The sequence below is a fragment of the Streptomyces malaysiensis subsp. samsunensis genome, from assembly GCF_024519315.1.
Lineage (GTDB): Bacteria > Actinomycetota > Actinomycetes > Streptomycetales > Streptomycetaceae > Streptomyces > Streptomyces malaysiensis.
On sequence record NZ_JANIIC010000015.1, the window covers coordinates 131939 to 150896 of the forward strand.

The 18958-nt window shown below is 71.7% G+C and carries 16 protein-coding genes; 10 read left to right on the forward strand and 6 right to left on the reverse strand.

Annotated elements, in window-relative coordinates; translation table 11 throughout:
- The first annotated feature begins 139 nt into the window (after nucleotides 1–139).
- The 5 genes from NQU54_RS15585 to NQU54_RS15605 all read left to right on the forward strand — a co-directional run bounded on the left by NQU54_RS15585 (nucleotide 140) and on the right by NQU54_RS15605 (nucleotide 5872).
- Nucleotides 140–967 (forward strand): ABC transporter ATP-binding protein, encoded by an 828-nt coding sequence (locus tag NQU54_RS15585; protein ID WP_257631607.1) that lies wholly within the window; start codon nucleotides 140–142, stop codon nucleotides 965–967.
- Nucleotides 964–1869, forward strand: coding sequence for an ABC transporter permease (locus NQU54_RS15590; RefSeq protein WP_257631576.1), 906 nt, complete (start codon nucleotides 964–966; stop codon nucleotides 1867–1869). Before NQU54_RS15585 ends, NQU54_RS15590 begins: the two co-directional genes overlap by 4 nt.
- A 44-nt stretch (nucleotides 1870–1913) precedes the next feature.
- Nucleotides 1914–3068 (forward strand): ABC transporter substrate-binding protein, encoded by a 1155-nt coding sequence (locus NQU54_RS15595; protein ID WP_257631577.1) that lies wholly within the window; start codon nucleotides 1914–1916, stop codon nucleotides 3066–3068.
- 168 nt (nucleotides 3069–3236) lie between these two features.
- Nucleotides 3237–4625 (forward strand): cytochrome P450, encoded by a 1389-nt coding sequence (locus NQU54_RS15600; RefSeq protein WP_257631578.1) that lies wholly within the window; start codon nucleotides 3237–3239, stop codon nucleotides 4623–4625.
- Between the two features lie 176 nt (nucleotides 4626–4801).
- Complete coding sequence (locus tag NQU54_RS15605) at nucleotides 4802–5872, forward strand: fatty acid desaturase family protein (RefSeq protein ID WP_257631579.1); 1071 nt, start codon at nucleotides 4802–4804, stop codon at nucleotides 5870–5872.
- Between the two features lie 117 nt (nucleotides 5873–5989).
- Here NQU54_RS15605 and NQU54_RS15610 read toward each other — a convergent pair whose 3' ends face one another.
- Together NQU54_RS15610 and NQU54_RS15615 are read right to left on the reverse strand one after the other, a co-directional pair.
- Nucleotides 5990–6205, reverse strand: a complete 216-nt coding sequence (locus tag NQU54_RS15610) for a hypothetical protein (protein WP_257631580.1) — start codon at nucleotides 6203–6205, stop codon at nucleotides 5990–5992.
- Nucleotides 6198–6503, reverse strand: a complete 306-nt coding sequence (locus NQU54_RS15615) for a hypothetical protein (RefSeq protein WP_257631581.1) — start codon at nucleotides 6501–6503, stop codon at nucleotides 6198–6200. The genes NQU54_RS15610 and NQU54_RS15615 overlap by 8 nt, the downstream gene beginning before the upstream one ends.
- Between NQU54_RS15615 and NQU54_RS15620 the strand changes: the two genes are divergently transcribed.
- The 4 genes from NQU54_RS15620 (at nucleotide 6444) to NQU54_RS15635 (ending at nucleotide 12182) form a co-directional block, all read left to right on the forward strand.
- Nucleotides 6444–7292 (forward strand): helix-turn-helix domain-containing protein, encoded by an 849-nt coding sequence (locus NQU54_RS15620; protein WP_257631582.1) that lies wholly within the window; start codon nucleotides 6444–6446, stop codon nucleotides 7290–7292. The genes NQU54_RS15615 and NQU54_RS15620 overlap by 60 nt on opposite strands.
- Entirely contained in the window at nucleotides 7289–7498 is a 210-nt protein-coding gene (locus NQU54_RS15625) for a DUF397 domain-containing protein (protein WP_257631583.1), read from the forward strand. Before NQU54_RS15620 ends, NQU54_RS15625 begins: the two co-directional genes overlap by 4 nt.
- Nucleotides 7499–7770: 272 nt before the next feature.
- On the forward strand, nucleotides 7771–8712 hold the full coding sequence (locus NQU54_RS15630) for an NAD-dependent epimerase/dehydratase family protein (RefSeq protein WP_257631584.1): 942 nt from the start codon (nucleotides 7771–7773) through the stop codon (nucleotides 8710–8712).
- A 71-nt stretch (nucleotides 8713–8783) separates the two neighbouring features.
- Nucleotides 8784–12182 carry an aminotransferase class I/II-fold pyridoxal phosphate-dependent enzyme gene (locus tag NQU54_RS15635; protein WP_257631585.1) on the forward strand — a complete coding sequence of 1133 codons (3399 nt, stop codon included), beginning with the start codon at nucleotides 8784–8786 and terminating at the stop codon, nucleotides 12180–12182.
- Between the two features lie 22 nt (nucleotides 12183–12204).
- On the opposite strand, the gene NQU54_RS15640 is transcribed toward NQU54_RS15635, so the two are convergent.
- The 4 genes from NQU54_RS15640 to NQU54_RS15655 all read right to left on the reverse strand — a co-directional run bounded on the left by NQU54_RS15640 (nucleotide 12205) and on the right by NQU54_RS15655 (nucleotide 15477).
- Nucleotides 12205–12774: a toxin gene (locus NQU54_RS15640; protein ID WP_069867448.1), complete on the reverse strand. Its 570-nt coding sequence runs from the start codon at nucleotides 12772–12774 to the stop codon at nucleotides 12205–12207.
- 13 nt (nucleotides 12775–12787) lie between these two features.
- The gene (locus tag NQU54_RS15645; RefSeq protein ID WP_257631586.1) at nucleotides 12788–13228 is read right to left on the reverse strand and encodes a helix-turn-helix domain-containing protein; all 441 of its coding nucleotides are present in this window, start codon (nucleotides 13226–13228) and stop codon (nucleotides 12788–12790) included.
- Between the two features lie 319 nt (nucleotides 13229–13547).
- Nucleotides 13548–14708 (reverse strand): MAB_1171c family putative transporter, encoded by a 1161-nt coding sequence (locus NQU54_RS15650; RefSeq protein ID WP_257631587.1) that lies wholly within the window; start codon nucleotides 14706–14708, stop codon nucleotides 13548–13550.
- A 40-nt stretch (nucleotides 14709–14748) separates the two neighbouring features.
- On the reverse strand, nucleotides 14749–15477 hold the full coding sequence (locus tag NQU54_RS15655; protein WP_257631588.1) for a TetR-like C-terminal domain-containing protein: 729 nt from the start codon (nucleotides 15475–15477) through the stop codon (nucleotides 14749–14751).
- A gap of 157 nt (nucleotides 15478–15634) precedes the next feature.
- On the opposite strand from NQU54_RS15655, the gene NQU54_RS15660 reads away from it, so the two are divergent.
- Complete coding sequence (locus NQU54_RS15660; RefSeq protein WP_257631589.1) at nucleotides 15635–18856, forward strand: NACHT domain-containing protein; 3222 nt, start codon at nucleotides 15635–15637, stop codon at nucleotides 18854–18856.
- The last annotated feature ends 102 nt before the right edge of the window (nucleotides 18857–18958 follow it).

Here is an 18958-nt window from a genome sequence, read left to right on the forward strand (position 1 = left end):
GCGAGCCCGCGAGCCCGCGCGGTCGCGCCGCGACGCGACCCTTGCCTGAATCTGACGGACCGTCATATCTTGAGACGGTGCGCGCAGCCGTTGTCGCACGACATCCGCCGAACCGATCAGAAGTCACGGGGTGGAGCCGGTGGAGCCGCACACCACACCCGGGGCCGCGCCGAAGGTCCGTGCCCGCGCGGTGACCCGCACCTTCGGGCACGGAACCCGGCAGGTGCACGCCCTCGGACCACTCGACCTGGACATCCGGCACGGGGAGTTCTGCTGCATCGTCGGCCCGTCCGGATGTGGCAAGTCCACGTTCCTGCGCATCGTCGCCGGACTCGTCCGCCCCAGCGGTGGCGAGGTCGAGATTCGCGCGGGGCGCCGGCATCCGGCCGCGATGATCCCGCAGGACTACGGCATCTACGACTGGAAGACCGTACTGGCCAATGTCCGTTTCGGACTCGATGTGCAGCGCGTGCCGCGCAAGGCCGCCGACGCGCGGGCCGGGGACTGGCTGGAGCGGCTCGGTCTCGCCGACTTCGCCCACGCCTACCCGGCCACCTTGTCGGGCGGGATGCGCCAGCGGGTGGCGATCGCCCGCGCGCTCGCGGTGGAGCCCGAGGTGCTGCTCCTGGACGAACCGTTCGCCGCGCTCGACGCCCAGCTGCGCACCATCCTCCAGGACGAGTTGCTCGCGGTGTGCCAGGCGACCCGTACCACCGCGCTGTTCGTCACCCACAGTCTGGAGGAGGCGATCGTGCTCGGGGACCGGGTGGTGGTGATGTCGGCCAGGCCCGGCAGGGTGATCGCCGAACGCCGCCCGCCGTTCGAGCGCCCGCGCACCGGGGCGATGCGCCGCGCCCCGCGGTTCGCCGCGCTGCACGCCGAGCTGTGGGAGCTGTTGCGCGACGAGGTCCAGCGGGCCGGGGCCGGTGCCGCCACCCCGGCGGACAGGGTGGGGAAGCCCTCATGAGGAGCGGGAGCACGGCCGCCTCGGCCCGTACCGCACAGCCCGGTGAAGCAGCCGCGGGCCCCGCCGAGACCGTGCTGGTGCGGCGCCCGGGACCGGGGGAGCGCGAGCCCGTCCGGGCCCACCGGCGCCGCCGCGGCGTCGAGCTCTCGCTCGCCCTCGCCGTGCCCGCCGCGCTGATCCTGCTGTGGCAACTCGCCGCGCATCGGCACTGGATCGACCCGCGTATCTACCCCGCGCCGTCCACGATCGCGGCGGACGGCTGGCAGCGCGCCGCCGACGGCAAGCTGTGGCCGGACGTCTGGGCCACCCTGAAACGGGTGCTCGCCGGGTACGCGCTCGGCACGGCCGCGGGCTATCTCTTCGGGCTGCTGATGGGCGCGCTGCGGATGGTCCGCGCGGCCCTGGAACCGCTGCTCGACGCCCTGTACGTCGTGCCCAAGCTGGCGCTGCTCCCCGTCTTCCTCAATATGTTCGGCCTCGGCGAGGGCCCCCAGATCGCGCTCGTGGCGACCACCGTCTTCTTCTTCGTATGGATCTCCACGATGGCCGCGGTGATGGGCGTCGCCGAGGGCTACCGGGAGGCCGGACGGGTCTTCGGCGCCGGTCCCTGGCAGATGTTCCGCCATGTCCTGCTGCCCGCCTCGCTGCCCCAGGTCCTGGTCGGCATGCGGGTCGCGGCCGGAGTGGCGGTACTGGTCATCGTCGCCTCCGAGCAGATCGCCGCGAACGACGGCCTCGGCCACCTGATCTTCGACTCGCGGGCGCTGTTCCAGAACGACGTGATGTTCGTCGGCATCGTCTGCGTGGCCGTGCTCGGCGTGGTCCTCTCCGAACTCGTGCGGCTCATCGGCCGCAGGATCACCCCCTGGGCGCCACGCGACCGCGGCCGTCCCCGGTCCTGACCCCTGCCCGGCTCCGAATCCCCAGCCCCCGGAAGGCGACACCCATGGCACGGACACCTTCCCTCGCCCGCGCCCTGATCACGGGCGTGACCCTGCTGGGCGTCCTCGGCTCCCTCGCCGCCTGCGACGCGCAGACCTCGGACTCGGCGCGCTCCGGCACACCCGGCGAGCCCCGTCCGATCACCCCCGTCGCGGGCTGCGCCAAGGGCTGGACCGACCCCTCCGACACCTCCGCCACCCGCAAGCCCGCTCGCTGCGTGCCCGGTGCGCCCGCGCCGAAGCCGCTGAAGAAGAAGACGAAGATCGTCGTTTCGGCCAGCACGCTCACCGCCGAATATCTGGCGCCGCTGCGGATCGGCATGGCCAAGGGCGAGTTCAGCAAGGAGAAGCTCGATGTCGAGGTGAAGCTGCTGCCCACCCCGGACGCGCTTCCGCTGCTGGCCAAGGGCGATATCGACGTCCAGTACGCGGCGCCGGAGGCCGCCGTGCTCAACGGTGTCCGGCAGGGGTTCGACATTCGCTGGGTGGCCGGCAACTTCACCCCCGCGCCCGGATCCAAGAGCGGATTCTGGGCCAGGCTGCGGCCGGGGGAGACGGCGGACGAGGTCAGCCTCAAGGACCGCTCCGTCGGCACGCTCATCGGCAAGGGCTCGGTGATCATGTACCCGATGGAGAAGGTGCTCTCCGCACACCGGGCCGACGTGGACAGCGTCCGCTTCCAGCAGCTCGGCCCGGCCGAGGTCCTCACCTCGCTGAAGAACGGCGGAGTGGACGCGGCATGGCTGCTCGACCCGGTGTGGCGCCAGGTGGACGGCGACGCGGGCTACGCCTTCCTCGGCGGTCAGCCGCGGGGCGAACCGCTCGGCGGGCTGCTGTTCGGACCCGATCTGCTGACCGGGGACCCGGACGCGGGAGTGGCGTTCCTGCGCGCCTACATCCGCACCGTCAACACCTACTTCGCCGGGGACTACAAGAAGGACAAGGCGTTCCTCCGCGAGCTCGGCGAAGCGCTCAAGACCGAGCCGGACACGCTGGCCGCCGTGCCGTCGCTGCGTATGGACTGGGAGATCCGCGCGGGCACGGTGGACCGCCTGGGGAAGGCGTACGAAGCCGCCGGGGTGATCGAGGGCGACCCACCGGCCGAGAACCAGGTCGTGGACCGCTCCTTCTACACCGAGGCGGTCGGCCACAAGCCTTAGCACGCACCGCGCGACGCTGGTCAGCCGTGTGGTCGGCCGCTAGTCTGGCCTGCGCCGTAGCGGGCCGCTTCTCCCCTCCGTGCCGCGCGTCCGTTTCCGTGTGGCTTCCCCACACGGACCTCATGGCCCGGCCGGAACGGCCCAGCTGTCGACTTGAGGACATCGAACATGCAATTCCCTCCATCCGAGCCGTCCGAATTGGCGGCCCTGGCCGTCGAGCCGCTGATGACACGGGACTTCGAGACCAGGCCCGCCACCGTCTACGCACGGCTGCGGGCCCGGTACGGACCGGTGGCGCCGGTCGATCTGCACGGGGTCCCGGTCTGGCTGGTGCTCGGCTTCGGCGAGGTGAGGGAGGTGCTGCGCGACGAGAGCGTATGGAAGAAGGACGTCCAGCACTGGCGGTGGCTGCGCGAGGGCCGGGTGCCCGCCGACTGGCCGCATCTGCCCGGCTATCAGGTCAGCCATCTGCTGGTCCAGGACGACCAGCGGCACAAGGCGACCCGCGCCGCCGTCGAGGAGGCGCTCGCCCCCTTCCAGGACGCCGACGCGCCCCAGTCCTGGGAGCTGGCGAACGCCGTCTCCCGCCACGCCGACGAACTGATCGCCTTCTTCGCGGACGGCGGCGACGGCGGATGGGCGGACCTGGGCGCGCAGTTCGCGCGGGCGCTGCCGTTGATGGCCGTCAACCGGCTGTTCGGCTTCCCCGTCGAACAGGGCGACGACGTCTTCATGGACTCCTGGCGGATGGTGGACGGCGGCCCCGATGCCGCCGCGGCCGTGGGCCGGCTGGTGGCCGCGACGACCGAACTGGCCGCGTACAAGCGGCAGAACCCCGGCGACGACCTGACCACCCGGCTGCTCGCGGTCGAGCCCCCGCTGACGGTGGAGCAGATCGGCCTGGAGCTGTACGCGATCATCGTCATCATGTCGGAGCTGGTCAGCCACGCCATCACCAACAGCGTGCTGGAGGTGCTGGCCGGGGAGGCCGGGACGCGGGACGGTCTGATGGCGGGGCCCGTCGAGGAGCTGGTCAACCGCGTGCACATCGCCTCGCCACCGTGGGTCAACCTCACCTTCCGCTTCCCCGCCGCCGACACCGACCTGGGGGACTTCCGGCTCGCCGCGGGCGATGCGGTCGTGCCCTCGATCGCCGCCGCGCACGGCGACCCGATGTTCGCGACCCCCGGCAGCCAGGAGGCGTCGGTGAGTTCGCGCGCCCATCTGGCCTGGGGCGCGGGGCCGCATCAGTGCCCGGGCCGGGGGCTCGCCGACATGATCGTCACCACCGCGGTGGGCAAGCTGTTCGAACGGTGCGACCTTGAACTCGGTCTTCCCGTCGACCAGTTGCCCTGGCGCTCATCCACACATGTACGCGGCCTGAAGTCCTTCCCGGTCCGGTACCGCATGCGGACGCGCCAGGTCCCGGTGGCGGCTCCGGCCGCCGAGGCGGCGGCGCCCGGCCCGGCGCCCGAGCCCGTGGCACCCGCCCCCGCCGAACCGGAACGGCTCCGCTCCGCGCTCTGGCGCTTCCTGGCGAGCCTGCGCCGGGGCTGAGCCGGCCACCGGCCACGGTCGGGCCACCCGGGCGGGGGTGTTGCTAACCCCCCTCCGGGTTCCGGGGGCTGTCCCCCGTATCCTCAGGGTGCTGACGCCATGGTGCCGCATGGTCTTCGGTCCGTACGTTTAAGCAGCTCAGAGTGTTACTGACCAATCCAGGACCGGAGTCCTCCATGCCTCAGGCCATCGCGCCGTCCGTCACCGTCGCGCCGTCCGTGTCCACCGCTCCCGGTGGCGGCCGCGCGGCACCGGGGAGCGAGTTCGCCCCCCTGCTGCGGAAGGTCAAGGAACGGGGGCTGCTGGAGCGCCGCAAGGGCTGGTACACGCGGATGATCGCCGGGAACCTCCTCGCCCTGGCCTTGGTGGTGACCGGACTCGTCCTCGCCGGGGACACCTGGTGGACGCTGCCGCTCGCCCTGCCGCTCGCGATCCTGTCCGCCCGCACCGCCTACATCGGCCACGACGCCGGACACGCCCAGATCGCCGTCGGCCGCCGGGTGAACCGCGCCATCGGACTCCTCCACGGCAATCTGCTGCTGGGCATGAGCTACGCGTGGTGGAACGACAAGCACAACCGGCACCACGCCAACCCCAACCACATCGAGAAGGACCCGGACGTCGGCGTCGGCGCACTCGTGTGGACGGCCGAACAGGCCGCGGTGCGCCAGGGGTTCGCCCGCTGGGTCACCCGCCACCAGGCCCTGCTGTTCTTCCCGATGCTGCTGCTCGAAGGCATCGCCCTGAAGGTGAACAGCGTCCGGGACCTGTGGCGGCAGTCGCCGCGCGAGCGGGCCGTCGAGGGCGTGCTGCTGGCGCTGCACATCGCCGGATACGCGACCCTGTTGCTCACCTGTCTTCCGGTGGGCAAGGCCATCGCGTTCGCCCTGCTCCACCAGGCGTTCTTCGGACTCCACCTGGGCATGGCCTTCGCGCCCAACCACAAGGGCATGGAGATGCCCGACCCGGCCGGTGAGCGCTGGGGCCATCTGCGCCGGCAGGTCCTGACCTCGCGGAACGTCCGGGGCGGGCCGGTCACGGACTGGCTGCTCGGCGGGCTGAACTACCAGATCGAGCACCACCTCTTCCCCAACCTGCCCCGGCCCCACCTCAGGCTGGTCCAGCCGCTGGTCCGGGAGCACTGCCGCGGCCTCGGGATCCCGTACGCCGAGACCGGACTGCTCGACTCCTACCGGCAGGGGCTGGGCCATATGCACACGGTCGGCGCCGCGGCCCGCCCCCGGTGAGCCCGCCCCCGGCCGCCCCGCGCTGTCGGCTGACGCCCCCGCCCTGCCTCAGTCCACCCCGAGCCATTCACCCTCGCCCCGCCACGAGAGTCGGGGGGCAGGGGCGGACGGTGGTCTTCAGGACCGCTTGAAGCAGTCGGGGTTGTTGTGGTCGCGGTGGCGAGGGCACTGGCACGGCGGCCATGCCTGCCCCAGTGAATAGGCGTCGCTCTTCTCCCCGGCGAGGACGGCCACGATCGCGCGGCGGGTGGTGACGATCCCGTTGTGCGCCATGGTGTAGACGCGCATCGTCATCTTCGGCCGTTTGTCCGGCTCCGGTCGGCTGTCAGCCATCAGCGTTCTCCTCCACCGTGACCGGCGCGAGGAGCTGGAGCAGACAGCGCAGGCTCCGCTTCACCGCGCCGAGGTGATAGGCCAGTTCCTCCGGCGCGGCCTCGGCGAGGCTCAGGGCCTCGGCGGCGGCCAGGCTCTGTCCGGCGACGATGACGACCGCCTGTTCAAGGCCGTCGCGGGTGGGCTTTCCGGCCGTGACGCACGCGGGGCACAGGCCCGAATGCGGCTCGGTGGGGTTGTGGGGTCCGAAGTCGCCGGGGGTGGCGCACAGGGCGCACCCGGGGGACGGGACGGGCACGCGGCGTTTGGGTACCGTCTACGCATGTTGCGCGACGAGCGCGGCTGGACTCAGGACGAGCTGGCGGAGCGCATGGAATGGTCCGCGACGCATATCTCTGCTATCGAAACTGGTCGCCGCCCTCCAACTCCGCGTTTCGCGGCACGTGCTGACCGGGTCTTCGGCACCGGGGACAGACTCGAACGCCAGAGCCGCGCCCTTCGGCATACGGCCCTGTTGGAAGGGTTCCCGGAGTATGTGACGCATGAGGCACGCGCGGCGGAGATCAGGCTCTATGAGGTCGGAGTCATCCCCGGCCTGCTCCAGACACCGGAGTATGCGGCGGCGCTGGAGGCGGACGTCGTACGTCGGGAAGCGATCACCCCCGAACAAGCCAGTGAGCGAGTCCAGTTGGTGACGCAGCGGCAAGCCGCACTTGCCCGTACCCCAGCACCCTTGATCCTCGCGGTGCTTGATGAGGGGTGCGTCCTCCGGCCGATGGGTGATCGCGCGATCATGGACGCTCAGTTCGCCCGGCTGCTGGAGTTCGCCGCGCGTCCGAATACCGTGCTTCAAATCGCCCCGTTCCGCATGGGGGCACGTCGGCCATTCAGCCTGCCCATTACGGTGCTGACGATGCCCGATCGCTCGCTCATGTCATACGCCGAGTCTGCCCACCGGGGGCACCTGGAACGAGAAAGCACGTTCGCACTGCCCTTCCTGACGGCCTACCATCAGCTACAGGCCGAAGCCCTCTCTCAAGCGGCATCCGTGGCCATGATCGAGCAGTTACGAAAGGGCACCCCGTGACGACCGAATCCCCCCGTTGGTACAAGTCCTCATACAGCGGCAACGGCGGCCAGTGCATCGAGGTCGCCGCAAACCTCGTTGCCTCGCGCGGCGAGGTCCCCGTCCGCGACAGCAAGGACCCGCGCGGCCCGGTGCTCGTCTTCGAGCCGTGCGCCTGGTCGTCGTTCGTCGCCGCCGTCAAGGGCGGGGAGTTCCCCGCCACCTGACACACACAGCACCGGCCACCAAAGCGAGCGGCCCCCGTGACCGGGGCCGCCGTCATGTCGGCACGCTCCCGCTGGTGCGGGCGGTAGAGGGCATGTGGGTGTCCTGGCGCCGGATGGAGCGTGCTGGGTGGCGGCGGACAGGTGAACGGTGCCCGTTCCGCCGGGGGCGGAACGGCTTCACAACGGCCCACGACCCCGGGCCCCGATCACGGCGCGCCCACGCCGGGAAAACGTTCGCGAGACTGACAGACACTCGCGCTAGTGTGCGGCGCGTGAGCCTACATGTCGTCATAGGATTCGGGCCCGCCGGAGCCGCCACCGCCAGGCTGCTGGCCGAAAAGGGCCATTCGGTACGGGTCATCACCACATCGAGCCGAAGCCCGGAACCGGGCATCGAACATGTCGCGCTGGACGCGACGGACAGCAAGCGACTTTCCGAGGCCGCGCAGGGCGCGGCCGCCATCCACAGCTGTGCCGCACCGCCCTACCACCGCTGGGCGGCTCATTGGCCACCGCTGGCCGCATCGCTCTGCGCGACCGCCGAGGCCACCGGGGCCGTCCTGGTCATGCTGGGCAATCTCTACGCCTACGGCCCGGTGGACGGCCCCATGACCGAGGAGCTGCCGCTCGCGGCGACCGGCACCAAGGGGCGGGTGCGCGCCGCCGTATGGGAGCAGGCGCGGCAACTCCATGAGCAGGGCCGTATCAAGGCCGTCGAGGTGCGGGCTTCGGACTTCTTCGGGCCCGGGGTGACCGACGGCGGGCATCTGGCCGCACGGGCCATGCCCCGAGTGCTGCGCGGCAAGCCGGTCTCCTCGCTCGGGGACCCGGACACCCCGCACAGCTGGAGCTATATCCCCGATGTGGCCGCGGCGTTGGCCGAGGTCGCGGGCGAGGAACGGGCCTGGGGGCGGGCGTGGCACATGCCGACGGCGCCCGCGCTGTCCACCCGGGAGATGGTGGACCGGCTGGCCACAAAGGCGGGGACCGGGCCGGTGGCGGTGCGCCAACTGCCGTCGGCCGTACTGAATCTGGCGTCGCTGGTCTCCCCGCTGCTGCGTGAACTCAAGGAGGTCCGCTACCAGTTCGACCGCCCCTTCGTCATCGACTCCAGCGCCTACGAAGCCGCGTTCGCGGTGCGCGCCACCCCCGTCGAGGAGCAGGTCAAGGCGACGGTGGAGTGGTGGCGCGAGCGACTGGCCACCACCGGGTGACATCCGAGACAGCGAGGGATTCCACAGTGGGTTCAGCTGGAACGCGGCGCGATGACGTCGCGATCGTAGGAATGGCCTGCCGGTTCCCGGGGGCCAGGAACGTCAACCAGTACTGGCGGCTCCTCACCGATCCACGGGCGCAGTTCGCCCCCATCCCGGACTCGAGATGGCGCACCGCCACCTTCGTCAGCGACAACTTACGCGACACATCCTCGACCTATACGGACACCATGGCGCTGCTGCCGGACGTGGGCCACTTCGACGCCCCGCACTACGGCATCCCGCCACGGCGGGCCCGATCGATGGATCCGCAGGCCCGGCTGCTGATCGACCTCGCCCGTGAGGCGATCCAGGACGCCGGATGGGAGGCCGAGGGCTTCGACCGCGAGGAGACCTCGGTGATCACGGCGCTCACCGAGAGCGGCTATCGCGAGCTCAGCACCATGCGGATCCGGATGCGCCAGCTGACCGGCGGCGAGTTCGGGGCGCGGGCCACCGACCCCCGGTGGCCGGAGACGGTCCGCGCGGTGGACGGGCTGCACGGCTCCTCCGTGGCCGGGCTGCTGCTCAACATGGGCCCCAGCACGGTCAGTTCGGTCTTCGATCTGCACGGCGAGAGCTATGCGCTGGACTCGGCGTGCTCCGGTGGACTCATGGCCGTGGCCAACGCGGTGTTCGCGCTCCGCGCGGGCCGGTGCCGGATCGCGCTCGCGGGCGGCGCCCAGCTGATACTCGCCCCGGACCTGCTGGTGGGGCTGTGCCGGATCGGCGCCATCTCGCGCAGCGGCAGATGCCTGCCGTTCGGCGCGGAGGCCGACGGCTTCGTGCTGGGGGAGGGCGCCGGGGTGCTGGCGCTGCGGCCCCTGACCGACGCGCTGGCCGCCGGCGACCGGGTCTACGCGGTGATCCGGGGTGTGGGCACGGCCAACGACGGGACCGTGCGGGGCGGGATGCACCCCCAGGCGGCCGGTCAGCTCAGGGCGTTGCGCCGGGCCTACCGCGACGCGGACCTGCCCCCGGACTCGGTGGGCTACCTCGAGGCGCACGGCACCGGGACCACGGTCGGCGATCCGGTCGAGGTCGGTGTGTTGCGGGAACTGCGGGGCGAGCGGGGCGCCCCCGCCTTCCTCGGCGCGGTGAAGGCGGTGGTCGGGCATGCGCTCAACTCCGCCGGGATAGCCGGACTCGTCAAGTCCGTGCTGGCCGTGCACCGGGGAGTGATACCGCCGCAGCCGGAGTTCGACCTGGCCGACCGCTCCGGGCTCGACGCCGCGCGGCTGACCATCCCGACCAAGCCCACCGGATGGCCGGAGTCCGGGCAGCCGCGCCGGGCGGGGGTGAGCGCCTTCGGCTTCGGCGGCACCGGCGTCCATATGGTGGTGGAGGAGTGCGCCACGGCGCCGGCCCGCCGGGCCCCGGACGAGGGGCCGCAGCTGCTGGTGCTCAGCGCCCGCGACCGGGCCGGGCTGGCCCGTTACGCCCGGGAGCTGGCCCACACCCTCGCCGACGACCGGCCGCCGCTGGCCGGGGTGGCGGACACCCTGGCCCGCCGGGCTCCCCTGGCCGAACGCCTCGCCCTGGTGGCCGAGGACGCCGCCGACGCCGTCACCAAGCTGACCGCCGCCGCCGAGGCCGTGGCGGACGGCCGCACCGGAGAGCTCGGGCCGGGCCAGATGGCCGGCACGGTGCCACCCGGGGAGCCGCCGGAGGCCGCCGTGCCCGCGCCGGGCTCGCTGTCCGCCGACGCCCGCTCGGCCGCGCTGGCCCAGCTCGCCGAGCGCGCGGTCACCGGCTCGGGGCTTCGGCCGGTGATGGAGCGCGTACCGCCCCACACCCTGCCGCCGAGCCCGCTCGCCCCGCGCCACCACTGGGTGGTGGACGAGTCGGCGCGCGCTCCCGCGGACAAGGCCCACACGCCCGCGGAGGTGGGGGAGGGCCGGGCGGAGGCGGTGGACTCCCCGGCCGGTGCGGCGCCCGCCGCGTCCATCGTGCTGGAAGAGCTGTCCCGGACCGGCGTCTTCCCGCTCGCCGACCTGTCCGAGCGGATGCGACTGGTGACCGACCTCGGCTTCGACTCCCTGATGCTCCAGGAACTGGAGGTCAACATCGGCAAACGAATACCGGGATTCCGCACCGAGGAGATCTTCTCGCCCGACCTCACCGTGGAGCGGCTGGTCGCGCTGGTCGATCCGCACCTCCCGAGGGAGCGGGAGCCCGCCCCCGGTGAGCCGCCGCCGCGGGAGACGCGGACGGACTGGGACACGGCGACCGCGTGCGCCGACGACTTCCCCGAGGTGCGGCAGTTCGAGGAGCTGCTGACCTCGATCACCGGCAGTGGCGCGGACTTCCCGTACTTCCGCGTCCACCAGGGCACCATCCGCGACACCACCGTGGTCGACGGCCGGCCGTATCTGTCCTTCGGCAGCTACAACTACCTGGGGCTCTCCGGCCATCCGGCGGTCAACGAGGCCGCGCATGAAGCGGTGGACCGGTACGGGACCTCGGTCTCCGCGAGCCGGATGCTCTCCGGTGAACGGGAGCCGACCGTACGGCTGGAGCGTGCGCTCGCCGACTTCCTCGGCGTGGCGGACTGCCTGGCGCTGGTGAGCGGCCACGCCACCAATGTGACCGCCATCGGGCATCTCGTCGGCCCGCGGGACCTCGTGGTGCACGACGCGCTCGCCCACGACAGCATCCTCCAGGGCTGCGCCCTGTCCGGGGCGGCGCGGCGCCCGTTCGCCCACAACGACATCGACGGGCTGGAGGCCACGCTGCGGCGCAACCGGTCCCGGTTCAGACGGGTGCTGATCGTCGTCGAGGGCGCCTACAGCATGGACGGCGATCTGGTGGACCTGCCGGCGGTGATCGAGCTGAAGCGGCGCTACGGCGCCCTGCTGATGGTCGACGAGGCGCACAGCATCGGCACGGTGGGCGAACGCGGCCGTGGCGTCGGCGAGTTCTTCGGCGTCGACCGCACCGATGTCGATCTGTGGATGGGCACCCTGTCCAAGACGTTCGCCAGCTGCGGCGGCTATCTCGGCGGCTCGGCCCGGATGGTGCGGTGGCTGCGCCATACGCTGCCCGGCTTCGTCTACAGCGTCGGACTGACCCCGGCCAACGCGGCCGCGGCGCTCGCCGCCACCGAGCTGATCGTCGCGGAACCGGACCGGGTGCGCGCCCTGCGGCGCAACGCGGAGCTCTTCCTGGGCCTGGCCACCTCGGCCGGTCTGGCGACGGGCAGCAGCGCCCACACACCGATCGTGCCGTGTCTCCTCGGCGACTCGGCGAGGACCCTGCGCGTCGCGGACCGGCTGTTCGGCCGCGGTGTCATCGCCGATCCGATCTTCCATCCCGCGGTGGAGGAGGGGCTCGCCAGGCTGCGGTTCTTCATCACCAGCGAGCACCGCGAGGACGACATCCGGCGGACCGTGTCGATCCTGGCCGAGGAGGTGGCCGCCGCCGGGGGATGAATGAGGCACCGTCGGATCCACGTCAGATCAGGGTGCGTTCGATCCGGCTGAGCATGGCGTCCTTGCCGGATTCCCCGGTGCCCCCGGACGGGTGCGCGCCATGCCGCCCATCGGTGCCGCCCACCCGTTGGGAGAGCAGATAGGCGATGATCTCCGCCTCCTGCTCCTGGACATCGTCGTAGGTCGCGCGCAGGAGCATGTCACGCACGAGGTCGGGGTCGAGGTTGGGGAAGAGGAGGCGGGCGCTCGCCTCGTCCAGCCAACCCGCCCCGCGATGGCAGCAGATGATGTGGCCCAGCTCATGCAAGATGATGTGCTCCTGATGCGCGCTGGTCGTGTTGGCGTCGTAGAAGATGAGGTCCTCGTCGCGCGCGGCGACCCACATACCGCACGGGTGCGTGGCCGGCATCTGCATCGGGACCAGCGTGATGGGGCGGCCGCGGACCTCGCCGAGATGGCGGCACAGCTCCGCCACATCGGCCACCTCCGGCAGTTCGAGGTCGGCGATCCGCCGCGCCCCGGCCTTGCGGAGCCTCTTGAGCTGACTGCGGCGGTCGTGGTCGGCCGACCGCCCCTTGCCTGTGCCCCTCACCCAGCCGCACCCCTCATTCCGGGTCCGAAGGGTCGGCGACGGGCGGGAGGCCCTGCAACTGCCGGTACTGATCCATGATGGTCGTGATGGCCTCGAGGTTCTCCTTCTTCATCCCGGCCGCCCGCATGGCCACCGCGCGCACCCCGGCCTGGCGGAGCGCCTCGATGGCGGCGACCTCGCTGAGCACCGACTCGGCCACCTGGTCGTCGAAGAAGTAGGCGACCGACACGCCGAAGAAGCGCGCCAGCGCGGCCAGCAGGTCCGGTGAGGGATTGGAACGCTTGCCCGTCCGCAGCTGCGACAGATACACGCCCCCGACCTTGAGTTGGGGGTTGGCCCGCTTCAGCTCCTCCGCGACCTCGGCGTTGGTCCAGTGCCTGCCCTTGGGACGCACCGTCTTGAAGAGGTCGTCCAGACGCACTGCCAGCACGGGCCGGTCATCGGTCTCGGACATGCGAATCTCCCTCCCTCACCTCCTCGGCTTTGCCCCCGGCTATTCGGCAGTTTTGCAGATTAGCGGTCAGTTGACAATCGGGCCGGACTCCGCCACCGTGGACCTCGTCGATAGCTGCCAGCTAACTCCGCTCACGGGGGTGGTCGAGTTGACTGGCAGTCATATCGACCTGGTCCGGCCCCGGTCTTTCCGGGCCGGATCCGGTCCGGGCCGGGCGGGGAACACCCGCGCGGCCCGGAAGGAAGAAACGGGGGACACGGGGGAACCACGGGGGATATCCCGCTCGGCCTGACGGGGGCAGACCGGGCGGGATCCCGCCTCAGCGCGCGTTGTCGAGCTTCCGGTAGGCGGCGGCCACCTTGGTGAGCCAGACGACCTCGGCGGTGAAGTTGTCCGTGTCGCGGTCCTCGAAGTCGCCGGTGTCCGCGTTGTCGTCGGGGATGGTGCCGGTGCGCTTGGCGTGCAGGGCCTGTTTGATCTGCGCGGCCTCGGCGAACGCCTGCCGGGACTCCTCGCCGCCCCGGAAGCCCGCCCCGCCGTCGCCCTCGCCGCCCGTGGTGCGGTCGATGTAGGGGCGCAACTCCCGCCATCCGTCCCGAATTTCGATGACCCGCCGGTGCAGCCGGTAGTCGAGGTCGGAGACCGCGGCCCCGGGCGGCTCCAGGACGATGTCCGGCGAGGACTCGTACAGATCCCGCCACAGCGGATACAGCGCCCGGTAGGACCGGTAGCCGTGTGCCCACTCCAGCAGCCTGGTGGCCGAGGGCCCCCAGGAGGAGATGGTCAGGGCGAGCGAGAGGGTGGCGATGCCCAGCGCGCTGAAGACCGAGGCGGCCAGGGTCCAGGCGCCGATGTCCAGCCCGCTCGCGGCCGTGAGGATGTTGACCACCCGCGCCAGGCAGTAGAGGAAGAGGATCACCGCCGCGACGGAGAGCATCCGCAGGGCCTGCCGCAGCGAGGTCTTGCTCGCCATCCGGGCGTAGGGCACGCACTGGCGCAGGATGGTGACGCACGGAACCGCCTGGGAGACCATGAAGACCAGGAGGTAGGTGAGGATCAGCGGCCGGCCGCTGCCGGTGTTGAAGTCCTCGGCCGGGCGGCCGGGGCCGTCGGCGATGAAGAACAGCGCGGTGAGCAGCGCGTTGAGCGCGATGCCGGTGATCAGCCAGTAGCGGGCGCCGCGCGCCGACTCCTCGGAGCCGGTCGCCCAGCGCAGCAGGATGATCTGCGCGCTGACGCAGAAGGCGACCGCCGACAGGTGCATCACCAGGATCGCGAGGTTGCCGACGCCCAGGAAGCGCTCGCTCCCCATGGCGACGGCGCCCATCGTGAAGGTGAGGCACTGGAACAGCAGAGTGATCAGCAGTGTGCGGTAGGTGCTGTCCCGCCAGCTGCGTCCGACTTGGAGCAGCCGGTAGACGAGGGCGGCGTACGACGAGAGCGCCGCGATGACGAAGCAGAGAGTCTTGATGGTGTTCACGGCCCTTTCCCCCACAGGTGCCGCGCACGCGGCGGACGGTTCAGTCGGTGTTCTCGCCCAAGGGAACCTCGAGTCCGATCCCTTCGGCCGCCACCGCGATGGCGTAGTCGAAGAAGGCGGCCTCGTCCCGGACGCTGTCATGGGTACGGCTGAAGACCTGGAAGACCAGCAGCCCGATCAGATTGCTCCACAGCACGATGCCGCGCTCGATGAGGTCCGAGTACGGGGCCTCGGGCGTGCCGCCGAAGAGCTGCACGGCCTCCGGCAGGAGCAGCGGCGGCCCCGGCACTTCCCGCCGGGGCGCGGCGAGTTCACCGGCCTCCAGCGCCGAACGCACGATGCCGGCCAGGACCGCCGGGGTGCGCGAGGCGGGCGGGACGGTGTCCTGCGGGGCGTGGTAATCCGGCACGGGCGAGCCGTAGACCAGCGTGAACTCGCCGGGGTTGGCGAAGGACCAGCGCCGCAGCGCGCGGGTGGCCGCGAGGAGCCGCGCGCCCGCGGACGCGCCGGCCTCCCGGGCGGCTTCATCGGCCTGCTCCATCGCGGCGGCGGAGTCGTCGTAGGCGTCGATGAGCAGCGCCGTCAGCAGGTCGTCCCGGTGCGGGTAGACGGCTTCCACCTCGCTCACGGCGAGACCGCTGTCACAGGCGACGGCATCCAGGGACAGCCCTCCGGCCCCCCGTTTCACCAGCAGCTGGCGCGCGGTGGTCTTGATGACCGCCCGCGGCCTGGCGTTTTCATCGGCGGAGCTCGTTCCGGAAACATCCATGGGCCAAACCGTAGCGGTACGACGGCACTTGCGCCCCGCGGACCCTGACCTGAACCCTGACTTCACAGGGGTCTTCGCGGCTATGGTGAGCGGGGATCGCGGGGTTGTACGGGGCTCGGCGGAGGACGCGCGCCGACGCCGCGAGGGAGGGGCTGCTGTGGACGGCGGCACGGTGGGTCTGCGGATCGCGTCGGCGGTGGTCGTGCCGGTGGTCAAACGGCTGCTGGTGCCGCCCGCGAGCGCCCCGGGGGCGGAGTACGGCGACCGGCCCGTTCCGATCCGCCGGCTCGTCTCCTTCGCCAGGGAGCACCGCACCCTCACCGAGGACGATCTGCACAAGCTCGCCCGCGAGCTGGTCCGCCGCGCCGTGCGGGCCGCCGGGCCGCACGATCCGCCGATCGGCGCCGATGAGCACGACTCCGTCGGGCAGGCGCTGACCCGCACCCTGCACGCGCTCGGCGATCTCGACATGGACGACGTCCACGCCTTCGCGCTCGGCCCCGAGCGGCTGGCCGCGGAGCTGTCCCGGCGCGCCGGCCCCGATACGCGCAGGCTCCTCAGCGACGACGCGGCCCGCTTCCACGACCGGCTCCTGGAGACGGCCTGCGTCCACCTCATGCGCTTCTTCAGCCAGCGGCCCGGATTCGCGGCCCGAGCCCAGATCGAGCAGAGCCGCGAGATCCGGGAGCAGAGCGAGAAATTGGACAGAATCCTGCGGCGGCTGCCGGACATCAGCCGCCAGGACACCGAGTTCGAGGAGGAGTACGCGCGCTATATCGTCGAGTGCCACGGCAGGCTCACGATCTACGGTGTCGACCTGCGCGAACCGGACGGCCAGGACTGGCCGCTGGAGACCGCGTATCTGAGCCTGGAGGCCAGGCCGTACCGCGACGGCACCGACCGGGTGCCGGTGGTGAACGGCGAGCCGGGCGCCGACCGGGACACCGAGGCCGAGCGGGCCGCGGTCCCGGCCGAGGCGGTCTTCGCCAGCCATGAGCGCGTCCTGCTGCGCGGGCTCGCCGGCACCGGCAAGACGACCCTCGTCCAGTGGCTGGCCCTCTCCACGGCACAGCAGGACCGGGTGCCGGGCGGGCTTTCGCAGCTGTTCGGGCGCGTCCCCTTCGTCCTGCCGCTGCGCACCCTGGCGCGCAAGGACTCCGAACTGCCGATGCCCGACGACTTCCTGCGCTGGATCGGCTGCCCGCTGGTGGGCACCGAGCCCGACGGCTGGGCCGCGCGGGTGCTGCGGCACGGGCGCGGGGTGCTCCTGGTCGACGGGGCGGATGAGATCCCGAAGGACGACCGGGCCCGGGTGCGGGCCTGGCTCAGGAAGCTGCTCGCCGTCTTCCCCGGCAATCTGTGGCTGCTCACCTCCCGGCCCTCGGCCCTGGAGCGGGGCTGGCTGGTCCGCGAGGGCTTCCAGGAGTTCGCGCTCGCCGCGATGCGCCCGGCCGATATGAAGCAGTTCATCCGGCGCTGGCACACCGCGGCTGGCGCCTCGCAGGAGCTCGGCGAGTCGCTCACCCAGTCGCTGCGCAGCAGCCCCGAGCTGAGCCGGCTGGCGACCAACCCGCTGATGTGCGGCCTGATCTGCGCCCTGCACCGGGAGCGGCGCGGCTTCCTGCCCCAGGGCCGCGCCTCCCTGTACGAGGCGGCGCTCTCGATGCTCCTGGAGCGGCGCGACCTGGAGCGCGAGGTCTACGGCCGCAGCCGCCGGCCCGTACTGGACCAGAAGTCGGCCACCGAGCCGCTCCAGCGGCTCGCCTACTGGCTGATCCGCAACGAGCGGACGCAGCTGGACCGCCCGGACGCGGTGAACGTGGTGCGGCGGCTCCAGCCCTCCGTACCGCGCCTCGCGGAAGTCGGCACGGCGGAGGAGGCGCTTCAGCATCTGCTGGAGCGCTCCGGACTGCTGCGCGAACCGGCCCCGGGCGCCGTCAACTTCATCCACCGGACCTTCCAGGACTTCCTGGGCGCCAGGGCCGTGCTGGAAGAGCGTGATATGGGCATGCTGGTGAACAACGCACACCTGGACCAGTGGGAGGACGTGGTGCAGATGGCCGTCGCACAGGCTCGACACCAAGAGCGTGCCGACCTGCTGACCCGTTTGCGGGAGCGGGGCGACCGGGAGCAGGACGCGACCGTCCAGGCGCGGTTACGGCTCCTCGCGCTCGCCTCCCTCGAACAGGCCACCCGTCTGGAGCCCACGGTCCGCGAGGCCATCGAGGACCGGGCCGCCGCGCTGCTTCCGCCGCGCAGTCTGCGCGAGGCCAGGTCACTGGCGCAGACCGGCCCGCTGCTCATCGGCCTGCTGCCCGACGCGAAGGACCTGGAGGGCGACGAGGAGCTGGCCACCGTCCACGCGATCTGCCAGATCGGCGGGGACGCCGCCATCCCCAGGCTCCGGGAGTTCCTGGGCACCGGCCAGCCCGCGGTGCGCGCCCAGCTCCTCGCCCACTGGGACCGGTTCGACACCAAGGTGTACGCCGAGGAGATCGTGCGGCCGCTCCTCGAAACCGCGCCCGAGGAGATCGTCACGGTGCGCTCCCCCGCGGAGCTGGAGGCCCTGCGCACCATGTCCGGCTATCAACGCGTGGGCCTGCACGGCGACTTCGGCCCGGAGGAGATCCGCGCCTCGCTCGACCCGAGCCGGCTGCGCGAGCTGCGGCTGCGCAACTCCCTCCAGCTGGAGGACCTCGATCTGCTCTCCGCCTACCCCGAGCTCGAGACGCTCGCCCTCCAGGGCTGCCGGAATGTGAAGGACCCCGCGCCGCTGACCCGGCTGCCCTGTCTGCGGAGGCTGGAGCTGCGGGACCTGCCCCAGTTCGAGCCGTTGCTGAAGCTGGCGGAATGCCCGCGTCTTGACGGGCTCCTCGTCGGTCCCGAGGTGCCCTGGCGCGGTCTGTCCGACCTGCCCCGCCCCGCCGAGCTGCGGCTGCTGTCGCTGCCGTCGTCGGCGGCGCAGCTCGCCGGGATCGTGGAGTGCCGGGAGCTTCAGGAGCTGCGTCTCCAGGACGCCAGCGAGCGCCTGACACCGGACGAATGGGGCTCCCTCATCGCGGAGTTGCCGAATCTGCGCAAGCTGACGCTCTCCCCGCAGCAGCTGAGCCTGCTGCTGTTCGCCCCGCGCACCGAGATCCCCCAGGTCACCCATCTGGATGTGTGGGCCAGGGCCGGTGTCGCGGTTCCGCTGCGGCGGATCGCCCGGCGCCTTCCGGGGCTCGAGGAGATCCATCTGTCGCAGGTGGCGGAGCTCGACCTCGCCTCCCTCGCCGGACTGCGCCGGCTGCGCCGGGTGCGGCTGGTCTACCCCGGCGAGATCCGCGGCGCGGACTCGCTCCCCGACAGCGTCGAACTCGACATATACCCGCACCCCTGACGGGCACTACCGCATATGGTGCGGCGTTTACCTGGTGGGATGTTTACCCAACGGGTAAGTTCAGGATCGTAGGCGTAGTTGGTACGGATGTCAGCGGCTGAT

Bases quoted from the DNA above. Each gene is read 5' to 3' on its own strand.
- NQU54_RS15590 (WP_257631576.1), top strand. From the start codon at position 964: ATGAGGAGCGGGAGCACGGCCGCCTCGGCCCGTACCGCACAGCCCGGT.
- NQU54_RS15595 (WP_257631577.1), top strand. From the start codon at position 1,914: ATGGCACGGACACCTTCCCTCGCCCGCGCCCTGATCACGGGCGTGACC.
- NQU54_RS15600 (WP_257631578.1), top strand. From the start codon at position 3,237: ATGCAATTCCCTCCATCCGAGCCGTCCGAATTGGCGGCCCTGGCCGTC.
- NQU54_RS15605 (WP_257631579.1), top strand. From the start codon at position 4,802: ATGCCTCAGGCCATCGCGCCGTCCGTCACCGTCGCGCCGTCCGTGTCC.
- NQU54_RS15610 (WP_257631580.1), bottom strand. From the start codon at position 6,205: ATGGCTGACAGCCGACCGGAGCCGGACAAACGGCCGAAGATGACGATG.
- NQU54_RS15635 (WP_257631585.1), top strand. From the start codon at position 8,784: ATGGCCTGCCGGTTCCCGGGGGCCAGGAACGTCAACCAGTACTGGCGG.
- NQU54_RS15645 (WP_257631586.1), bottom strand. From the start codon at position 13,228: ATGTCCGAGACCGATGACCGGCCCGTGCTGGCAGTGCGTCTGGACGAC.
- NQU54_RS15655 (WP_257631588.1), bottom strand. From the start codon at position 15,477: ATGGATGTTTCCGGAACGAGCTCCGCCGATGAAAACGCCAGGCCGCGG.